General features: G+C 42.3%; 14 protein-coding genes. 4 read left to right on the top strand and 10 right to left on the bottom strand.

The window, feature by feature from the left end; all coding sequences use genetic code 11:
• Nucleotides 1-72: 72 nt before the first annotated feature.
• Nucleotides 73-1,230, bottom strand: a complete 1,158-nt coding sequence (locus ACGF49_RS22590; protein WP_387492897.1) for a hypothetical protein — start codon at nucleotides 1,228-1,230, stop codon at nucleotides 73-75.
• A gap of 2 nt (nucleotides 1,231-1,232) precedes the next feature.
• Nucleotides 1,233-5,720, bottom strand: a complete 4,488-nt coding sequence (locus ACGF49_RS22585; protein ID WP_387492894.1) for a hypothetical protein — start codon at nucleotides 5,718-5,720, stop codon at nucleotides 1,233-1,235.
• Nucleotides 5,721-6,190: 470 nt separating this feature from the next.
• Between ACGF49_RS22585 and ACGF49_RS22580 the strand changes: the two genes are divergently transcribed.
• Together ACGF49_RS22580 and ACGF49_RS22575 are read left to right on the top strand one after the other, a co-directional pair.
• Complete coding sequence (locus ACGF49_RS22580) at nucleotides 6,191-7,558, top strand: cystathionine beta-synthase (protein ID WP_113043858.1); 1,368 nt, start codon at nucleotides 6,191-6,193, stop codon at nucleotides 7,556-7,558.
• Between the two features lie 17 nt (nucleotides 7,559-7,575).
• On the top strand, nucleotides 7,576-8,730 hold the full coding sequence (locus ACGF49_RS22575; protein WP_113043859.1) for a PLP-dependent aspartate aminotransferase family protein: 1,155 nt from the start codon (nucleotides 7,576-7,578) through the stop codon (nucleotides 8,728-8,730).
• A gap of 91 nt (nucleotides 8,731-8,821) precedes the next feature.
• Here ACGF49_RS22575 and deoD read toward each other — a convergent pair whose 3' ends face one another.
• The 5 genes from deoD to ACGF49_RS22550 all read right to left on the bottom strand — a co-directional run bounded on the left by deoD (nucleotide 8,822) and on the right by ACGF49_RS22550 (nucleotide 13,265).
• Nucleotides 8,822-9,538, bottom strand: a complete 717-nt coding sequence (gene deoD / locus ACGF49_RS22570; RefSeq protein WP_113043860.1) for a purine-nucleoside phosphorylase — start codon at nucleotides 9,536-9,538, stop codon at nucleotides 8,822-8,824.
• Nucleotides 9,539-9,616: 78 nt separating this feature from the next.
• Nucleotides 9,617-10,840 (bottom strand): phosphopentomutase, encoded by a 1,224-nt coding sequence (gene deoB / locus ACGF49_RS22565; protein ID WP_228901166.1) that lies wholly within the window; start codon nucleotides 10,838-10,840, stop codon nucleotides 9,617-9,619.
• Nucleotides 10,841-10,906: 66 nt separating this feature from the next.
• A complete protein-coding gene (locus tag ACGF49_RS22560) occupies nucleotides 10,907-11,032 on the bottom strand; it encodes a hypothetical protein (protein WP_267479088.1) in 126 nt (41 codons plus the stop codon).
• A complete protein-coding gene (gene deoC, locus ACGF49_RS22555) occupies nucleotides 11,029-11,808 on the bottom strand; it encodes a deoxyribose-phosphate aldolase (protein WP_271859548.1) in 780 nt (259 codons plus the stop codon). The genes ACGF49_RS22560 and deoC overlap by 4 nt, the downstream gene beginning before the upstream one ends.
• A gap of 191 nt (nucleotides 11,809-11,999) precedes the next feature.
• The gene (locus ACGF49_RS22550; protein ID WP_271859554.1) at nucleotides 12,000-13,265 is read right to left on the bottom strand and encodes a NupC/NupG family nucleoside CNT transporter; all 1,266 of its coding nucleotides are present in this window, start codon (nucleotides 13,263-13,265) and stop codon (nucleotides 12,000-12,002) included.
• A 225-nt stretch (nucleotides 13,266-13,490) separates the two neighbouring features.
• On the opposite strand from ACGF49_RS22550, the gene ACGF49_RS22545 reads away from it, so the two are divergent.
• Nucleotides 13,491-13,643 carry a hypothetical protein gene (locus tag ACGF49_RS22545; RefSeq protein ID WP_387492888.1) on the top strand — a complete coding sequence of 51 codons (153 nt, stop codon included), beginning with the start codon at nucleotides 13,491-13,493 and terminating at the stop codon, nucleotides 13,641-13,643.
• 14 nt (nucleotides 13,644-13,657) lie between these two features.
• Here ACGF49_RS22545 and ACGF49_RS22540 read toward each other — a convergent pair whose 3' ends face one another.
• Nucleotides 13,658-14,431 (bottom strand): TatD family hydrolase, encoded by a 774-nt coding sequence (locus tag ACGF49_RS22540; protein WP_271867842.1) that lies wholly within the window; start codon nucleotides 14,429-14,431, stop codon nucleotides 13,658-13,660.
• 11 nt (nucleotides 14,432-14,442) lie between these two features.
• Nucleotides 14,443-14,580, bottom strand: coding sequence for a hypothetical protein (locus tag ACGF49_RS22535; protein WP_228901173.1), 138 nt, complete (start codon nucleotides 14,578-14,580; stop codon nucleotides 14,443-14,445).
• A gap of 627 nt (nucleotides 14,581-15,207) precedes the next feature.
• Between ACGF49_RS22535 and tcaC the strand changes: the two genes are divergently transcribed.
• A complete protein-coding gene (gene tcaC / locus ACGF49_RS22530; RefSeq protein ID WP_387492884.1) occupies nucleotides 15,208-19,665 on the top strand; it encodes an insecticidal toxin complex protein TcaC in 4,458 nt (1,485 codons plus the stop codon).
• A gap of 44 nt (nucleotides 19,666-19,709) precedes the next feature.
• On the opposite strand, the gene ACGF49_RS22525 is transcribed toward tcaC, so the two are convergent.
• Nucleotides 19,710-20,578, bottom strand: an 869-nt coding sequence (locus ACGF49_RS22525; protein WP_387492881.1) for a transposase, incomplete at its 5' end; no start/stop codon positions are given.

Here is a 20,578-nt window from a genome sequence, read left to right as displayed (position 1 = left end):
CAGGGTCTGGTTCGGATTCATGGGCGAGTATTAAAAAGAAAAATAAGGAGAATGAGATCATATAATTACGGTTCATTCAAGGGGGGGGTAAAAAAGTATGCTCGCGCCCTGAAATGCATCCCATGTCGTGTTTTTAATTTCACCCTTGACCAATATACTGGTTTTAGCTCCATCATCCAATGAATTGAGAACTAAATAGTTTTTATTTTTATCCAATGCATTAAAATCTTTAGCAGAAGAATAAGTTAATTCTTTTAGTTCAAATACTTCCTTAATCTCTTTTTCCAAAAACATTTTGGATTTACTATCAGCAGAATGCTTTGGCATTCTGGCATCTATTAATACCAGAGGATGTAATAAATTTTTATTAACCGTGATAAAGTCATGAAGGACATAATCAGCTCTAAAGTATCTTTCATTAAAAGAGATCTCAGCATGATTTAATAGTTCTTTTATTTTTTGTATAATCAAGTTTTGAACATAATTTTTACTATTTCGATATCCTTTCATGAATCGCATAAATTTTTTCTCAGAGTGTTCATTGGTATTGATATTATCTGTGACCTGAAAATTATTTTCTTTAGTTCTAAATAACAATTGAATTTCTTCTGTATTGTATGAATCCACTTTTTTTTCAATTCTAAAAACCTTTCTATGTAAATTTACGACTAATTCTTTTTGATAAAAGAAATGAAAATGTGGATAAAAAGTATCAATTATATTACCACGTTTTTCTGCTGATAAATAAATTCGTGAATTATAAAATTCAGGTTCTATTTCATAATTCTCTGCAAGTTCTTTCAGAAAAATTCTTTTAATATGCAATCCCACAATCGCAGAAAAAACATTGCATAAAAATTTGCTATTTTCTTCAAGTTTATCAATAAACCCTTTTATGTCATATTCCTGGTCGGAAAGATAAAAAAAGTGAACTGCTTTATTACTCCAAAAACTATCGTAAAACACTTTTTCTGATGGATTTAAATTTAGTTTTTTCCTTATGATTTTTTGTATTTCCTTATCTACTTTAGTATAGAAATCTTTGTCTCTTTCTCCTACTTCTTTAACAAAACTCTTTTGACCGTGAGTAATATATAATCCACTACCATCATCTACTTCAAATAGCTTTTCTATATTAACAGAAATACTCCCGTCAATGTCTAAAATATTAGTTTTAGCTACAGGAGAAACGCCAGAACAATCTTTAGCAATATCAGCTAACTTTATCATTATCAACCACCTTGCAATAAGTTTAAAATTTGTTTATTAATACGAACTTCTTTAACTAACTCACTTCCTGAACCTATACGAAAATCCTGATCATAATCTTGCTTTTTGTTTTCATACCCAAAGTATTCTTTAAATAAGTTAAGATAATAAATTTTACTATCTGAAGATATTTCTTGTTCAAGATTTAATGGGTTATTTTCTATACGAGTATTTAAGTATACGAACTTAACCGATTCATATTTATTATCAATATAACTTAAAATAGTTTCAGCTTTTCTTTGCGCATTATTATGCGTTTTTAAAGATTGATATCTTTTATCTAAAGTAGATGACCAATTTTTTGTATCAACACAAATTAAATGCTTATCCACCTCAATATAAAAATCAAACAACTCATAAGCTTTTTTTCCTATTTTTCCACTCAATAATTTAGGATCTATTGGCTGACAATGATGTAATCTAGCCAAAAGTAAGGTAAATAAATACTCACCAATATTCCCTTTGAGCAATGGAATAAAAAAGGGATGTGGAATGCAATCTTTAAACACATTCTTGCTTAGAATTGTAATTTCTTTTAAAAGATGTGTGACATGTTCATCTTTTCTACCACCAACTCGATTACCAATACCTGAAAATATCCATTCCTTAGGATGATATATTGAATAGCCATGTTCAATATCAGTTAACGTTACTATCCCATCTTCAAGATTTTTAATACTTAACTTTAACTGTGGAGCGGTAGATATATCAATATATAATGCATCAACCGCATCCATCATTGCTTGGTATTTTTGAACATGAGGATTTGATTTCAATTTTTTTACACAGTTTGATGGCGATATCAAACTTTCAATAGATCGAAGCTGTTCATTAAATATAATCGCTTCAACATTATCTTTCCTTGCAACTGAGAGAACCTCTGGAACAAAATCTTCAAAAAATTCTTTAAGTAAAGCCGAATTTCGAGCTATTTCTTTCTCAAATGATTTTCTCTCTTCACACGATTTAAAACTACATATCACTCTTTCTTTTTCGCATAGCCGCATAAAATTATGATTTAATAGAGACATACTCTCCAATATCGGACGATTTTTTTTAATTCGAGTAAATTGATTAAACAGAACTATTCCATCCTCTACAGCACTATCTGGAATAAATATCTCTGTGTTCATCTTCGTATCTTTACGCTCAACGCGCCCAATAGCTTGCATTAAATCTTTTAGTTTAGAAATCATATGCTCACGCATTAAAAACTGGTAATCTTCACCACTAGATAAATTGATATCAAAATCTTTTAGAAATTTTTCTTCATCTGAATCAGAACATTGTTTCATTAACAGCAGATAGTTTTGCAACGAGTGAAGTATCCTATCATTTGTTTTTTCATCTTTAATGATCGCACTCCAGAATGGTACACTCGTTAATACTAAACGTTCAAAATCTTCCTCAAATAAATCCCCACCTTCTTCTGGATAAGTAAGAAAATAATTTAACCCTGTACCAGCACTTTTATAAGAGGAGAGTAATACAACTTTGGTATTTTCATCCTTTATATGGGTGAAGTCTCTAATATTACACTCTTTACGTAATTCCGCATCAAATAAAATTACACGGATCTTAGGTTTATTTGCAAAAGGTAAATACTCAAATATTTTCCATGAATTATGCACTTTTTTGATATTCTTAATTTTTACTTCTGAGCTGGAAAAATATTTTTTCAATTTGCGCTGAAAGCGGTTACTCAATGCCAAACTCATCGTATGCTTGCCTTGATAAGCAGCAAGGAGCATAGAACAAAGCTGACGTTCGAACTCTATCTTTTGATAGTTATTTAAACTCTTTTTAAAGTTTTTATCCAAACCGTAAAGCTCGTCCCTAAGAAAATTAAATTTTATTTTAAAACTCTCATCAAAATCCTTGCAAAAATCAAATAAAGGAAGATCTGAATTAAATACAGCAAAGTCGATAGTTCTCAGTTCTGCGCGTTTATCCCGCAGAGAAGCCAATAACGCAATATCAGTACCACTTCGCTCAATAATTTGAATATCTAAATTATTTGGTTTACCAGAGCAAAATCGCCGTAAGAAATTACGATTATATTGCCCTGAATAGGTTTCAGCAAAACCTGTCGTCGCACTGAGACAAATTACACTATTTCTTGTGTTATAGAGACTACGGAGCAAAGCCACTTCAGGCTGCTCTTTAATAAGATCAAGAGTAAAATTTATATACGTGAGATTACTTAATGCCTCGTCTTGAAACTCTAACTCTTTCATCCGCTCTATAGTAAATACGGTTTTAGACTGAAAATATGTATAAAAGTGAGAAATCAACATTTCTTCCGACGCAGGATGATCAAACATTTGTTTCAGTTCATTCCTGATTTTTCCTGCTTTCTGTATAAACTTATACATCAAAAAGTTTTGACTACTATCCCCCGCCTGCCTAAGTGATTTAGCAAATTGTGAACGACTAGAAATCTTAGCAGCAGCAGCTAATACTACCATTGCAAGTTGATAAGTATCATGAAGAGAAGGATTTTTATCTCGACTATCCGTAGAATAATATAATTGACAACCACCTCCTCTATGCACAAATTCAATTTTCACCTTCTTTAATGATTCTTCATTAAAAAAACGTTTGGGAGAAAAACTAAATACATTCCTTGTAATATTAATGACTTGCTCAATATCATCACTCTTAATTTGAACAAAATCGATATTGCCAGAAAAAAGCTTAAGTAAAGACTCCAAGTTTTGTTCAATAGTACCTTCTAAAGATAGTTCGCAATTCTTTTTCAAATATTCCTTGATATCATGAATAAATTCATTTTTCTCAGAGAAAAAAGGTAAATATGGTATCTTAGCAACATCAATATCTTTCACTTGTTGTAATAGACGGTAAGTTACCGCAAAAACATGAACAAGTTGTACTTTATCATCAATTAAATTCACACTACGCGACTTTGAAAAAACTCGGTAAGCCTCATGTTCTTCATCAATCACTAATGTAAAACTGATATTGTGTTTCCTAAAATAGTTTTTGTCGTCGATCTTGAAAAACTCTGTCTTTAAATATTCAATTTGTTCTGCAACAGGGGATTCTAAAAAAGCACTTAATATACTGTCTGTGAGTTTCTTTTTTCCACCAATTAAGTAATCAAAAGGAATCGATTTTACAATATATTTACCTACCTTATTTATCCGTGGCATTTTAATCGGTCTGTCAAATTTGCTAGTCGTTGCCAGCAGAATACAAGGCGAAACCATCGCTGCCGCCATAGGTATACAATGAAAGATAATTTCTTTACGCAACTGATCAATCTTGTTCTCTGCTCCCATAATAGCAGGCAGATTAACTGCCGACTCTTGTTGATTTAAAGCAGCCTCTGATAACTCATCAAGCACCCTCGTTAAATTAGATTTATACTTTTTCAGCTGAGCTTCATAATCCTGAATAAGATCATAGTCATCACCCTGCCGTTTTTGTATGAAAATTTGCTTTTCAATACTATCTATCATTCTAACAATAACAGCTAAATTATTGGCTTTCGATGCTAGCGGTGATTTTTTCGCTCTTTTTTCCCATGTTAAATAACGTTCTCTATTCTCTATAATCTTTCCATTACAATCTTCAACCCAATTTATAAAGCTCAAATCTCTCAGATCTTCTTGGCTGTAAAGGCCAAGAAACTCAATGCCTTTTTTCTTCGCCTTTTTAATCAGTTTCTTGTCAAAATCAATTTGTGATTTCTGGGGAGTAACAAATAAAAAATTGGTAAAATCACTGTTTTTCACATTAATCGCAACCGATTCAATGTAACGGCTAAGTACTCCATAACTCTTACCAAAACCCGTTCCGTCATTTGAAAATACCAGTGTTGGGTGATTATTTTGATATACGTTATAGAGCTCAGATAATTGAGCTCTCAGTACATTAATGTCATCTTTAAGATGCTGTGGCGCTCTCTTATTCGCTAAGTAATTAGCAAGGCCGGGTTGTTCTGACATATGAGTTATGCCACACGGCTGATATTTTCCATCTAAGAGAATAATCAATTTTTGGCGATATAATTCTTGTATAATGTTTCTTTTTGATCGATTTAATTGCAGAGAAAAGTGAGTAACAACATCATCTACCAACCATCCCGACTCAAGAAGTTGATTAGCTTCTAAAAATGCCTCTTTATCTTTCTTTGTTAGCGTTTTATAAGATACACATAATGTAAAATCGTCTTTAGAAGCTGTTTTGTCCTTCATCGGCAAAGCGACTTTGCGTGCCTTATCTCTACTTCTTTGGTATAGGAATCCCATTTTTGCAAGCTCAAACATAATGGCCGTAGCTGTCGCTTCATCATGTTTAAGATCTTGTCTAATCTCCTCCAAGATTTGAGCATGTTCATCAACAACATTATCTAACTTCTTAAATAACTCCAATTTCTTATAAGCGATATCAAAAAGTTTTTCTTTTAAGGTTTCAGACCACCTCATTCATAAAATCTCTTCTATTTTATTTTTTCACGATCAAACTCTACACAAAATGCATATGATTTTCCAGAGTAAAAAAATCTCATATCTTAATGACAGTAAACAGGAAGATGTTATTTTAAAATCACAACGGAGACTCCAAGAAACAAGATGAAAATAGCCATCATCTTGTTCATGGAATATTTTTGAAACCTGAATACTTCTTAGATTAATAACTAAGTTATCGAAGTATAAATTGTCGATAAAAATCATCGTTTTTATTCTGATTAGCTCCTGACAGTAAATTAAATGATTTTATTTACCTCACACTTTAATAAATCAGGAAATCTAAACGTCTATACTTCTTCACATCTAAAGTAAAACTAATATATTCCTTTTGGCTATATATGGTTGCTATTCATTCTTTCAAACAAATACATATACAGCGTTATCCTCCATAACTATCTGAATACAACGGATTATCTGGATATGATATGACCACATCACGCTCTGTTCTCGATATGATTGGCAATACCCCGTTGCTGGAGTTAACCCATCTAAATACCGGCCCATGTCAATTATTTATTAAGCTGGAGAATCAAAATCCCGGTGGCTCTATTAAAGATCGCGTTGCTCTTTCCATGATCGAGCAGGCAGAAGAACAGGGGCTACTTCAATCTGGTGGTACAATTATCGAAGCGACTGCTGGTAATACCGGCATCGGGTTGGCACTGGTCGCCGCCCTGAAAGGCTATAAATTGATTCTGGTTGTTCCAGATAAGATGAGCCGAGAGAAGGTGTTTCATCTGCGTGCACTAGGTACCGATGTACGTCTTACCCGTTCTGATGTCAGCAAAGGTCATCCAGAGTACTATCAAGATTATGCCCTACGTCTGGCGCAAGAGATCCCCGGTGCTTATTACATCGATCAGTTCAATAATCCAGCTAATTCAGCAGCGCACACTACCACTACCGGACCGGAAATCTGGCAGCAAATGGACCACAATGTCGATGCAGTGGTGATCGGTGTCGGGTCCGGTGGCACGCTTGGCGGCTTGAGCCACTATTTCGCTCAAGTTTCGCCGGAAACTGAATTTGTTCTGGCAGACCCAAATGGTTCTATCCTGGTGGACTATATCGAACACGGCAAATATGGTGAGGCCGGGAGTTGGCAAGTGGAAGGTATTGGCGAAGATTTTGTCCCTCCTCTGGGCAATTTTAGTCGAGTGCGCCACGCATACCGTGTCAGTGATGCAGAAGCTTTCTCCAGTGCCCGTGATCTGTTGCTAAAGGAAGGTGTGCTGGCGGGTTCTTCCAGCGGAACCTTGCTCGCCGCCGCACTGCGCTATTGCCGAGCGCAAACTACCCCCAAACGTGTGGTTACGCTAGCGTGTGACAGTGGAAACAAGTATCTGTCAAAAATGTTTAACGATTATTGGATGCTAGAACAGGGGTTCCAATCGCGTGTGCTACAGCACGATCTCAGCGATTATATTACTTACCGTTATCAGGATGGCGCTACGGTTTTTATATCGCCAGAAGATACGTTAAAAACGGCACATACCCGAATGCGCTTGTATGAGATTTCTCAATTACCCGTGCTGGAAGGAGGGCAAGTCGTTGGCATCATCGACGAGTGGGATTTGATGCACACCGTGCAGGCTGATCCACGCAATTTTAGCCTGCCCGTTAGCCACGCCATGACTCATCAGGTGAAAACGCTGGATAAGAACGCTTCTTTGCAACAATTGATGGCAACTTTCGACGCCGGACATGTGGCGCTGATCGTCAATAATGACCATTTTCTTGGGCTGGTAACTCGCACAGATGTGCTGAACGCATGGCGTCAGCAACTTAATTGATTTTTAGGAATGACTTTATGACCAAGTTCGATACTAAAACTGTTCACGCCGGCTACACACCAGATCACACTGGTGCGGTAATGCCGGCAATTTATGCAACATCAACTTACGCCCAATCAGCCCCCGGTCAACACACGGGTTATGAATATTCCCGCAGTGGTAATCCGACACGTGACGCTCTGGAAAGCGCGATAGCCGAACTGGAAAACGGTAGCCGAGGCTACGCTTTTAGCTCAGGGCTCGCTGCCAGTTCCACGGTGCTAGAACTCTTGGATAAAGATAGCCATTTGGTGGCAGTCGATGATCTGTACGGTGGTACCTACCGGCTACTCGAAAAAGTACGTAGCCGCACCGCCGGTTTGCGTGTCACTTACGTGGAAGCCAATGACATTACCGGCCTTGAAGCAGCTATTCGTCCCGACACAAAAATGATTTGGGTGGAGACCCCCACCAATCCCTTGCTGAAACTGGCAGATCTGACGGCTATCGCACAAATAGCGCAACGCCACAGTATTATTAGTGTGGCAGATAACACTTTCGCCTCACCATATCTCCAGCGCCCACTTGATCTGGGATTTGATATCGTCGTGCACTCCGCCACTAAATATTTAAACGGCCACTCCGATGTGATCGCCGGGCTGGCAGTTGTCGGAAAAAATGCAGAGCTAGCAGAAAAACTTGGTTTTCTGCAAAACTCTGTAGGTGGTGTGCTCGATCCATTTAGTAGTTTCCTGGTACTACGCGGAATGCGGACACTTGCTCTGCGTATGCAACGCCACATTGACAGTGCATCAAAGATCGCTCACTGGCTGGAACAACAGCCTCAGATCGAAACCGTCTTCTATCCCGGCCTCGCTTCCCATCCACAGCATGAACTGGCGAAACGTCAAATGAAGGGCTTTGGCGGTATGATTTCTGTTCACTTAAACGGTGATGATGATTATGCCCGTCGGTTAATTCAAGAGCTAAAACTATTTACCCTGGCAGAAAGTCTGGGCGGGGTGGAGAGTCTGATCAGCCAACCATTTAGTATGACTCACGCGTCTATTCCATTAGAAAAACGCCTTGCTTCTGGGATCACACCACAGTTGGTACGTATTTCTGTGGGTATAGAAGATGCCGAGGATCTTATCGCCGATTTGGCTCAAGCGTTGGAAAAAGCCACTCAATAAAAAAGCAATGCCAGCCAATTTTTTCAACTGGCTGGCATTTAAATAAAAAGCGGCTCTTTTTATGCAATCAACAGCAAATGTGGAACCAGAATTATTTATCACCCAACAGAACGGATTCCAATGCGATTTCAATCATTTCATTGAAAGTCGTCTGGCGTTCCTCGGCGGTCAGTTTTTCATGAGTGCGAATGTGATCAGAAACGGTACAGATAGTCAGTGCTTTTGCGCCATATTCAGCCGCAACACCGTAAAAACCCGCAGCTTCCATTTCTACGCCCAGAATGCCATATTGTTCCATGATATCGAACAGTTGTGGATCAGGAGTATAGAACAGCTCAACCGAGAAAATGTTACCTACGCGCACATTGATGTTTTTTGCTTTAGCCGCATCAACAGCGTTACGGACCAGATCGAAATCAGCAATCGCCGCAAAATCGTGATCTTTAAAACGTATACGGTTAACTTTGGAATCAGTACATGCCCCCATGCCAATAATTACGTCACGCAATTGAACATCTTGACGTACTGAACCACAGGAACCTACACGGATAAGGACTTTAGCACCAAAATCAGTGATCAGCTCTTTCGCATAGATAGAGCAGGATGGGATACCCATACCATGCCCCATCACAGAAATCGGGCGGCCTTTATAAGTACCGGTAAACCCCAACATGCCGCGTACATCGTTTACCTGCCGCGCATTTTCCAGAAAAGTTTCAGCAATATATTTCGCACGTAACGGATCGCCAGGCATCAGAACAACATCTGCAAAATCACCCATCTCAGCATTAATATGGGGAGTAGCCATAATTAAATTCCTTATATTTTTTTATTTACTGGTTATTTTAGTGATATTTGGCTGCCCAAAAGCAGCCAATCAGTAGGTTCAGAACATTGATTTGCCATATTCCATTGGCGACAGTTCGAAATATTTAGCGACTGTCTGTCCAATATCAGCAAAAGTTTCACGGTGACCCAATGAACCAGGTTTCACTTTTGGTCCATAAATCAGCACCGGAATGTGCTCACGAGTGTGGTCAGTACCAGACCACGTTGGATCACAACCGTGGTCGGCGGTCAGGATTAAAATGTCATCATCTTTCACCCGTTTCAGCATTTCAGGCAGACGACGGTCAAACAGTTCTAATGCCGCCGCATAACCCGGAACATCACGACGATGACCATAAGAAGAGTCGAAATCGACAAAGTTAGTGAATACGATAGTGTTATCACCTGCTTTTTCCATTTCCACCAGCGTTGCATCAAACAATGCATCAATGCCGGTCGCTTTCACTTTTTGCGTAATGCCGACGTTTGCATAGATATCGGCAATTTTACCGATAGAAATGACTTCGCCATTTTTCTCATCGACTAATTTTTTCAGCATGGTAGGAGCCGGCGGCTCTACAGCTAAGTCATGACGATTACCGGTACGCTGGAAATTACCCGCCTTGTCTCCAACAAATGGACGCGCAATAACCCGACCAATGTTGTAACCGCCATCAGTCAACTCTTCACGGGCGATTTCACACAGTTCATATAGGCGATCTAAACCGAAGGTCTCTTCGTGGCAAGCGATCTGGAATACCGAGTCAGCAGAGGTATAGAAAATCGGTTTACCCGTTTTCATATGTTCTTCACCCAACTTATCCAGAATAACCGTACCAGAAGAGTGGCAGTTACCGAGATAACCTGGCAAATTTGCACGCTCTACCAGTTTATCCAACAGTGCCTGCGGAAAGCTGTTCTCTTCATCTTTGAAGTAACCCCAGTCAAATAGCACCGGGACACCGGCAATTTCCCAGTGACCTGACGGTGTATCTTTGCCGGAAGAAAGTTCACTGGCGTAAGCGTAAGCACCAATAATGTCTACGTCTTTATCCAAACCGACAGGGAAAGTTCCACAGGACTCCTCAGTCGCTTTCCCCAAGCCTAAACGGCTTAAGTTCGGCAAATACAGAGGCCCTTTGCGACCGACATCAGCATCACCACGGGCACACGCTTCTGCAATGTGCCCCAAGGTGTTAGATCCTTTATCACCAAATTTTTCGGCATCTTCACTGGCACCAATGCCAAAAGAATCCAATACCATGATGAATATACGTTTCATAATTTTCTCCTGCGTCAAATCACGCTATACCCGTTATCTTTCAAATTGCCTCTTTATTGGCTGCACTCACTCACCCCGGTCACATAGTTTGGGAATTCGCTCCCTTGCCGTCGCGATGCATCTTGAAATCCATAAGGTATTAATCATGATTAAAGCCGTTACGCGCCGATTGATGCGGTGAGCGATTATCAATAATTGCTGCTTTGTTTTTGCCCCTGATGACCCAGAGTATTCAGCAAATTGCCTAACAAGCTAGAAGCCCCAAAACGAAAATGACGGGCATCAACCCATTTGTCACCCATAATACGATCAGCTAATGCCAGATATTGATCTGCTTCTTCAGTAGTACGCACACCACCCGCAGGTTTGAAACCAACCGTTTCACCCACGCCCATCTCATGAATCACCTTCATCATGATTTCAGCGCTTGCTAATGTGGCATTAACCGGCACTTTACCCGTAGACGTTTTAATAAAATCAGCACCCGCGTTGATTGAAATTTCAGATGCCTTACGGATCAAAGAGGCTTCTTTTAGTTCACCGGTTTCGATAATGACTTTTAGTAACACACCCGCTTGTGCGCAGGCTGTTTTACACGCTTTCACCATCTCAAAACCAATTTGTTCATTACCCGCGATCAGTGCACGATACGGGAAAACCACGTCAACCTCATCAGCACCATAAGCAATGGCTGCACGGGTTTCAGCTAAAGCGATATCAATATCATCATTACCGTGTGGGAAGTTGGTCACTGTTGCAATGCGGATTTCAGGCGTGCCCTGTTCACGTAACACTTTACGCGCCAGAGGAATAAAACGAGGGTAGATGCAGATAGCCGCAGTATTACCCGCCGAGCTTTTCGCCTGATGACAAAGTGCCGTCACTTTTTCATCTGTATCATTATCATTGAGTGTCGTTAAATCCATCAAACTCAGCGCACGTTGCGCTGCTGCGGTTAAATCGGTCATAAAACTCTCCAACGTTATTATCGCGGCTAGCTTCTGCTAGATTATCACCAAATAATACACGACAAAAAATATAACTCACGTGTGACAAACAAAGAGTACGAAGACGCTGCTTTTTTCATCACGAATTAACGATAACCGGTAGGATGATAGATTGCAGGCGGGATTATCCCGCCTGCCTAATTTCAACAACGTTACAGAGCCAGGAAGAAGCCTGCGATAGTTGCACTCATTAAGTTGGATAGTGTGCCCGCGATAATGGCTTTTATCCCCAAACGAGCAACATCTCCGCGGCGGTTCGGCGCCATACCGCCCAGACCTCCCAGCAAAATTGCAACAGAAGCCAAGTTAGCAAAGCCACATAATGCAAAAGAGATGATTGCTTTAGTATGCTCTGACAGCACCTGCAAGCCCGCAGCCGCAACCACATCATCTGGTTTCAAATAGGCACCGAAGTTCATAAAGGCAACAAATTCGTTCACAACCAGTTTTTGACCGATGAAAGAACCGGCAACGGTTGCTTCACTCCACGGAACACCAATCAGGTAAGCAATCGGCGCGCAAATCCAGCCCAACAGCAGTTCAAGAGAGAGTTGTGGATAATTAAACCAACCACCGATACCACCGAGAATACCATTTAACAATGCAATCAAGGCAACAAACGCCAATAACATTGCGCCGACATTCAATGCTAATTGCATACCCGCAGAGGCTCCAGAGGCGGCGGCATCAATGATGTTAGCAGGACGTTCCTCTTCAGCAACCAGTGACATCGCATCAACAGTATCGCGTGGCTTTTCAGTTTCAGGCACCATCAATTTCGCGAACAACAGGCCACCTGGCGCCGCCATAAAGGAAGCCGCAATCAGATATTCCAAAGGTACGCCCATTGATGCATAACCGGCCAGTACCGAACCTGCAACGGATGCCAAGCCACCACTCATAACCGCAAACAGTTCAGATTGCGTCATGGTAGCAATATAAGGGCGAACAACCATTGGCGCTTCAGTTTGGCCCACAAAAATATTCGCGGTCGCAGACAAAGATTCCGTACGGGAAGTGCCGAGAATCTTTTGCAGACCACCACCCAATACTTTGATAACTAGCTGCATAACACCAATGTAGTACAACACAGCAATCAATGAAGAGAAGAAAACAATAATAGGCAGTACACGCAGGGCGAAAACAAATCCCCCGCCGCCAAACAGTTCAAACATTTTCGGGGAAACCAGTCCACCAAAAATAAAATCCATTCCTTGTTGACCAAACTGGATAACACTAGAAACTCCCTCAGACATACCCATTAATATTTTCTTACCTGCGGGAACATAAAGTACAAAAGCACCGATAGCGATCTGAATCAAAAAGGCACCAAGGACAGTACGAAGTTTAATAGCACGATAATTACTGGAAAAGAGTACTGCGATCAAGATCAGCACTACCATCCCGACCAGGCTCATAAAGAGTTGCATTGGAAGAATCCCTGTTCACTTAATAATAAATTAAATATGTCAGTTGAACGTAAATCGCTCACTGACGCTGAGTCGGCGCTGATTATACTCAGTCATCGGAATGAACAAGCTATTGACATCACAAATATCTACTGAAAAAAGCAATAAAAAAATGATAAATGTGATGTAAATCACACAAATTTGCAGAAATAATCTTCAATAGATCACCTAATCTTGGAATGGCAAAATAATCAACAATTAAGAAATAATTATCAGGTAAGCGCAATTAAACTCACTCACTCCGGTCACATAGTTATCTATGCTCCCGGGGTGAGCGAGTGCAGCCAACAAAGAGGCAACTTGAAAGATAACGGGTATAGTAGTTAAAATCACTCTGTAAATCATATAGCTAATCCAAATAACTCAATACTGTTATGATAAAGTTGGTTAGCAATCTCATCTGGAGCTTCGCGACGAAGCTCACATAGCGAAGCAAAAACTTCGGCAACTCTTTCCGGCCGGTTAGGTTCTCCCTGAAAACCGAAAAGTGGCATATCTGGAGCATCGGTTTCCAGCACCAGAGACGTTAACGGGAGTTCAGCCATTACGCGACGTGTTTTCTGCGCTCTTTTATAAGTAATGGTTCCCCCTACCCCAAGGTAATATCCCAAACCGATAAAAGCCTCCGCCTGCGATAAGCTACCCGCAAATCCGTGTACTACACCGGTACGGGGAAGGTCGATTCTTCTTAGGATCGCTGCCAGTTGATCATGGCTTTTTCGGGAATGAAGGATAACCGGTAATTCATGCTGTTTTGCTAACCGCAATTGAGCGCATAACAACGCTTTCTGCTTTTCAAATTGGGGTTCCATCATATAGAGATCAAGCCCAATCTCCCCAACCGCCACCAACTTTTCGTGTTTCTGTTTTAGAAATTGTTCCAGATCCGCAAGATGCGCTTCCTGATGTTGATCGATATAAAGAGGATGCAAACCCAATGCAGCATAAATCGCAGGATAAGAACAAGCCAATTCAGATACCTGTTGCAAATTTGCACTACTAATAGCGGGGACAATAATTCTATCCACGCCAACCTGTGCCACCCGTTGCAGGCTCTGCTGTTCATCATCACGAAACGGAGGGAAATCAAAATGACAGTGGGTATCAATAAACATGAAACTATCCGTTATTTATCTGTTCTGACGATAGAAAAATTGAAGGCATACTGAATATCAATACCATTTTTGACGAAAGTTGTGTAGATATCTATGCCGATAAGGCGAGGAGCCATCACCCGGTAAAAGACCAGAAATGCCCCGATCAATTCAAGTCTGATTATTTTCAGTCTGAAACTGTTACGAGGTTTCTTTACCGCTATGATTAAATGAATTTTTTATTCCTACATTAATAAAAATTAAGCTTAACATAATAAGCTTTCACGCTATAAAGTCATTCCTCCATCAGTTAACACTCTTACCAAATAGTGAAAATGATTCTAAATACCTAAGATAGATGATGAACTAGCCCATTATCATAAATTATTTTTCATTTTTATAACACTTTTGCTATCAGCACTTTGGATGAAATTTCTCATATTGGTCGTTTTGTTTATCTCTGTATCACCTGAATTGAACCAGCAATAAACAAACAGAAATAAAAGGAATATTTATGAATTGTTACACCAAGAAAGCTAGCTCGATTTTCGAAACTAACCTTCCAAGATGTTCTAATTCTAAGCCATGTAATGGTGACTGTTATGCAAAGTAAAATATCATTTTTATCAGGTATATCTGAACACCCCCTGCTTGACGCTGGTTATCAAAACGCGCTAGTTGCCAATCTGAGTGACATCATTGTGCATCTGAATTACATCATTCGAGACGCATAAATTTTTTTTTCTTTGTCGATCACAGGTCCCTCCCTATTAGGGGCCTGTTGTAAGGAGTACTTTATGCAGGATTCACCAGAAGTATCGATTACAACGCTGTCACTTCCCAAAGGTGGAGGTGCTATCAATGGCATGGGAGAAGCGCTAAGTGCTGCCGGCCCTGATGGAATGGCCGCTCTATCTCTGCCGTTGCCCCTTTCGACCGGCAGAGGGAGTGCGCCTGGATTATCGCTGATTTACAGCAGCAGTGCAGGTAACGGGCCTTTCGGTATCGGCTGGAAATGTGGCGTCATGACTATTAGCCGACGCACCCAACGTGGCATTCCACAATACGGTAATGACGACACGTTCTTATCCCCACAAGGCGAAGTCATGAATATTGCCATGAATGACCAAGGGCAGCCAGATATCCGTCAAGACGTTAAGACGCTGCAAGGCGTAACCTTACCAATCTCCTATACCGTGACCCGCTATCAAGCTCGCCAAATCCAAGATTTCAGCAGAATCGAATATTGGCAACCTACCTCCGGTCAAGAAGGGCAAGCTTTCTGGCTGATATCGTCACCGGACGGCCAACTGCACATCTTAGGGAAAACCGCACAGGCTTGTCTGGCAAATCCGCAAAATGATCAACAAATCGCCCAGTGGTTACTGGAAGAAACCGTGACACCAACCGGTGAACATGTCAGCTATCAATACCGAGCCGAAGATGAAGCCCATTGTGACGACAATGAAAAAACAGCTCATCCCAATGCAACCGCACAGCGCTATCTGGTACAGGTGAACTACGGTAACATCAAACCACAAGCCAGCCTGTTCGTACTGGATAACATACCTCCAACACCGGAAGAGTGGCTGTTTCATCTGGTCTTTGACCACGGTGAACGCGATACTTCACTTCATACCGTGCCGAAATGGGATGCAGGTACAGCCCAATGGCCTGTACGCCAGGATATCTTCTCTCGCTATGAATACGGTTTTGAAGTACGTACTCGCCGCTTATGTCAACAAGTACTGATGTTTCACCGTACCGCGCTAATGGCCGGAGAAGCCGGTACCAATGACGCCCCGGAACTGGTTGGACGCTTAATACTGGATTACGATAGAGATGCCAGCGTCACCACATTGATTGCCGCCCGCCAATTGAGTCACGAACCGGACGGCAGCCCAATCACTCTGCCACCATTAGAGTTGGCCTGGCAGCGGTTCAACCTAGAGAAGATGCCAACATGGCAACGTTTTGATGCACTAGATAATTTTAACTCGCGGCAACGTTATCAATTGGTTGATCTGCGAGGAGAAGGGTTGCCGGGTATGCTGTACCAAGATCGCGGTGCTTGGTGGTATAAAGCGCCGCAACGTCAGGAAGACGAGGACAGTAATGCCGTCACTTACGACAAAATCGCCCCACTGCCTACCCTACCCAGTTTGCAGGATAATGCCTCATTGATGGATATCAACGGAGACGGCCAACTGGATTGGGTAATCACCGCCTCCGGTATTCGCGGATACCATAGCCAGCAACCCGATGGAAAATGGACGCACTTTACGCCAATCAATGCCTTGCCAGTAGAATATTTTCACCCAAGCATCCAGTTCGCTGACCTTACCGGGGCAGGCTTATCCGATTTAGTGTTGATCGGGCCGAAAAGCGTGCGTCTGTACGCCAACCAGCGAAACGGCTGGCGTAAAGGACAAGATGTCCCCCAATCCACAGGTATCACCCTGCCTGTCACCGGGACCGATGCCCGCAAATTGGTGGCTTTTAGTGATATGCTCGGCTCCGGTCAACAACATCTGGTGGAAATTAAGGCTAATCGCGTCACCTGTTGGCCTAATCTGGGACATGGCCGTTTCGGTCAACCACTGACCCTGCCAGGATTTAGCCAGCCCGAAACTAGCTTCAATCCCGAACGGCTGTTTTTGGCGGATATCGACGGCTCCGGCACCACTGACATTATCTATGCGCAATCCGGCTCTTTGCTCATTTATCTCAACCAAAGTGGTAATCAATTTGATGCCCCGCTGACGTTAGCTTTGCCAGAAGGCGTACAATTTGACAACACTTGCCAACTCCAAGTCGCCGATATTCAAGGACTGGGGATAGCCAGTCTGATCCTGACAGTGCCACATATGGCGCCACATCACTGGCGTTGTGATTTGTCGCTAACCAAACCTTGGTTGCTAAATGTGATGAACAATAACCGGGGTGCACATCATACTCTACATTATCGTAGCTCCGCGCAATTCTGGTTGGATGAGAAATTACAACTCACCAAAGCAGGCAAATCCCCGGCTTGTTACCTGCCTTTTCCAATGCATCTGCTGTGGCATACCGAAATTCAGGACGAAATCAGCGGTAACCGGCTCACGAGTGAAGTCAGCTACAGCCACGGTGTCTGGGATGGTAAAGAGCGAGAATTTAGAGGATTTGGTTGTATCAAACAGACAGATACCACAACATTTTCTCACGGCACCGCCCCCGAACAAGCTGCACCGTCATTGAGCATTAGCTGGTTTGCCACCGGGATAGATAAAGTAGACAGCCAATTAGCCACGGAATATTGGCAGGCAGATACTCAGGCTTATAGCGGATTTGAAACCCGTTATACCATCTGGGACAACACTAACCAGACAGACCAAGCATTCACCCCCAATGAGACACAACGTAACTGGCTAACGCGGGCACTTAAAGGCCAACTGCTACGCACCGAGCTCTACGGTCTGGACGGAACGGATAATCAAACGGTGCCTTATACCGTCAGTGAATCACGCTATCAGGTACGCTCTATTCCCGTAGAGAAAGAAACCGAATTATCTGCCTGGGTTACCACCATTGAAAATCGCAGCTACCACTATGAACGTATCATCAGTGATCCACAGCTCAGCCAAAGTATCTGGCTGCAACACGATATCTTTGGTCAATCACTGCAAAGTGTCGATATTGCCTGGCCTCGCCGCGAAAAACCGGCAGAAACCCCCTACCCGCCAACCCTGCCGGAAACACTATTCGACAGTAGCTATGATGATCAGCAACAACAATTACGTCTGGTGAGGCAAAAAAATAGCTGGCATCACCTGACTGATGGAGAAAACTGGCGATTAGGTTTACCAAATGCACAACGCCGTGATGTTTATACTTATGACCGGACCAAAATTCCGGCCGAAGGGATCTCTCTTGAAGTCTTGCTGAAAGCCGATGGCCTGCTAGCAGATGAAAAAGCAGCCGTTTATCTGGGGCAACAACAGACGTTTTACACCGCCGGTCAATCGGAAGTCACACTAGAAAAGCCCACGTTACAAGCATTGGTCGCGTTCCAAGAAACCGCCATGATGGACGATACCTCATTACAGGCGTATGAGGGCGTGATTGAAGAACAGGCGTTGCATACCACACTGATACAGGCCGGTTATCAGCAAGTCGCGCGGTTATTTAATACCGGATCAGAAAGCCCGGTATGGGTGGCACGGCAAGGCTATACCGATTACGGTGATGCCACACAGTTCTGGCGGCCTCAAACTCAGCGTAACTCGTTGCTGACAGGGAAAACCACACTAACCTGGGATACCCATCGTTGTGTAATAATTCAGACTCAGGATGCCGCTGGATTAACGACGCAAGCCCGTTACGATTATCGTTTCCTTACGCCAGTACAACTGACAGATATTAATGATAATCAACATATCGTGACATTGGATGCACTAGGTCGCGTGACCACCAGCCGGTTCTGGGGTACGGAGACCGGGCAGGCCACAGGCTACTCCAACCAGCCCTTTACACCACCGGACTCCGTAGATAAAGCGCTAGCGTTAACAGGAGTACTCCCCGTTGCCCAATGTTTAGTCTATGCCGTTGATAGCTGGATGCCGTTGTTATCTTTGTCTCAGCTTTCTCAGTCACCAGAAGAGGCAGAAGCGCTATGGGCGCAACTGCGTGCTGCTCATATGGTTACCGAAGATGGGAAAGTGTGCGCGCTAGGCGGGAAACGGGGAATAGTCCATCAGAACCTAACGATTCAACTCATCTCACTATTGGCAAGTATTCCCCGTTTACCTCCACATGTACTGGGGATCACCACTGACCGCTACGATAACAATCCGCAACAACAGCACCAACAGATGGTGAGTTTTAGTGACGGTTTTGGCCGGTTACTCCAGAGTTCAGCCCGTCATGAACCCGGTGATGCCTGGCAACGTAAAGAGGATGGTGGGCTGGTTGTGGATACAAATGGCGTTCTGGTCAGTGCCAATACAGACACCCGATGGGCTGTTTCCGGTCGCACAGAATATGACGACAAAGGCCAACCTGTGCGTACTTATCAACCCTATTTTCTAAATGACTGGCGCTATGTGAGTGATGACAGCGCACGAGATGATCTGTTTGCCGATACCCATCTTTATGATCCACTAGGCCGGGAATACAAGGTCATCACCGCTAAGAAATATTTGCGAGAGAAACTGTATACCCCATGGTTTATCGTCAGTGAGGATGAAAACGATACAGCATCAAGAAACCCATAGTTTTATCTATATAATTTTATCTATATAGTTTTACCTATATAGCTTTACCTATGCATAATTTTACCCGTTGCCCCGCGGTACAGAGGGTGTCGCAAAAGGGTTGAGGTCACTTTTTCAAGCATCAAGTTAAATTCAATCACTGACTTTGGGCAGCCTGTTATTTGTATGGATAACAGGCTAAAAATAATCCCTAATATCAGAGCCACCGCTCTTGATAAGTTATAGGCCATTGCATGCAGGGAAAACTCCAGCTTTACCGCTGACAATCCCTTACGCCGAAAGCGTTCCAGTCTCTGAATTCCCCGTAATGCCGAAAATACCGGTTCTACCAGGCTCTTCCGTTGACTCAATATCTGTTTTGACTCCTGTCGGGCCATATGCAAACGAAGTGTCTCCCGCCCTTCATCTTCCGGATAACGTTTTATTTTTCTTCCTCCTTTAGCCTTTGTGCAGCCCGCTTTCTTCGGGCATCCGGCACAATTGCCAGCGCGATAAACCCGATAGGTCCGCGTTTTTTCAGTGGCTTTCACTGTACTTTGCAGGGACAATTGGTGATGAGCAGGACAAATATAGCAATCTTGCTCAGCATCATAAGTAAATAAGGATTTAGGATAGATTTTTCGGGTACGCTGTCGGTCTGAATTTTCTGTACAAAACAGCAAGATCTGATGTTTCTTCGCCTCAGCAATCACATCGTCATGGAAATAACCGGCATCCAATAACAGCTTTTCCGGGTGACCTCCCGAGATAGTGAGATTCTGCGCCAATAACGCGGCCATCACTTGGGTTTCACTGGAGGGGTCGACCGTTTGAGCGACGATAATACGTCTGTTGTTGACTAAAACAGACGGTTTATAGGAAGTTGAAAATCCTCTTCCCCGCTTGAGTTTCTGGACGACGGCTTCGGGTTCTG

Origin of the sequence: Photorhabdus sp. RM96S, from assembly GCF_042879335.1 — a bacterium.
GTDB classification, from domain to species: Bacteria; Pseudomonadota; Gammaproteobacteria; order Enterobacterales; family Enterobacteriaceae; genus Photorhabdus; species Photorhabdus kayaii.
The sequence above is the reverse complement of the archived record's forward strand: the minus strand, read 5'-3'. Positions and strand labels throughout refer to the sequence as shown.

Coding starts and splice junctions, on each gene's coding strand:
- deoD (WP_113043860.1), bottom strand. CDS start 9,538: ATGGCTACTCCCCATATTAATGCTGAGATGGGTGATTTTGCAGATGTT.
- ACGF49_RS22575 (WP_113043859.1), top strand. CDS start 7,576: ATGACCAAGTTCGATACTAAAACTGTTCACGCCGGCTACACACCAGAT.
- ACGF49_RS22540 (WP_271867842.1), bottom strand. CDS start 14,431: ATGTTTATTGATACCCACTGTCATTTTGATTTCCCTCCGTTTCGTGAT.
- ACGF49_RS22580 (WP_113043858.1), top strand. CDS start 6,191: ATGACCACATCACGCTCTGTTCTCGATATGATTGGCAATACCCCGTTG.
- ACGF49_RS22550 (WP_271859554.1), bottom strand. CDS start 13,265: ATGAGCCTGGTCGGGATGGTAGTGCTGATCTTGATCGCAGTACTCTTT.
- ACGF49_RS22585 (WP_387492894.1), bottom strand. CDS start 5,720: ATGAGGTGGTCTGAAACCTTAAAAGAAAAACTTTTTGATATCGCTTAT.
- tcaC (WP_387492884.1), top strand. CDS start 15,208: ATGCAGGATTCACCAGAAGTATCGATTACAACGCTGTCACTTCCCAAA.
- ACGF49_RS22590 (WP_387492897.1), bottom strand. CDS start 1,230: ATGATAAAGTTAGCTGATATTGCTAAAGATTGTTCTGGCGTTTCTCCT.
- deoB (WP_228901166.1), bottom strand. CDS start 10,840: ATGAAACGTATATTCATCATGGTATTGGATTCTTTTGGCATTGGTGCC.
- deoC (WP_271859548.1), bottom strand. CDS start 11,808: ATGACCGATTTAACCGCAGCAGCGCAACGTGCGCTGAGTTTGATGGAT.